The organism is Blautia sp. DFI.1.216, from assembly GCF_020594215.1.
Taxonomy (GTDB): Bacteria; Bacillota; Clostridia; order Lachnospirales; family Lachnospiraceae; genus Blautia_A; species Blautia_A wexlerae.
The window spans coordinates 1-390 of record NZ_JAJDML010000189.1 but is presented as its reverse complement, the minus strand read 5'-3'; the positions used below and the strand labels follow the sequence as shown (position 1 = coordinate 390).

Sequence of the window (390 nt, the reverse complement as noted above, 5' to 3'; positions counted from 1 at the left end):
CCGAAGTTCTATCAGGACAACGTTAAGATACGATTCAGTAATACCCATGTTAAATTTGAAGGCTTTTCCTCCAGCAGGAAAGCCAACAAACAAAAAATGAATTGGGTAAGACTTGCAGAACATGGACGAATTCCGACAAATGCTAAATATATGAATCCGCGAATATCCTTTGACAGATTGAACTGGTGGATCAGTGTATGTGTAGAATTTCCTGACTGTAGGGAAATACTTAATGATGACGGAGTCGGTATAGACCTGGGAATCAAAGAACTGGCTGTCTGCTCTGATGGAACTAAGTATAAGAACAGCAATAAGAGTCAGAAAATAAAGAAATTAGAAAAACAGAAACGCAGATTACAGCGTAGTATCTCTCGTTCTTACGAGAAAAAT

1 protein-coding gene is annotated in these 390 nt (G+C 38.2%); it reads left to right on the top strand.

The annotated features are described in order from the left end of the window. Positions 1-96: 96 nt before the first annotated feature. Positions 97-390, top strand: a 294-nt coding sequence (locus LJE11_RS20960) for a transposase (protein WP_227296431.1), incomplete at its 3' end; no start/stop codon positions are given.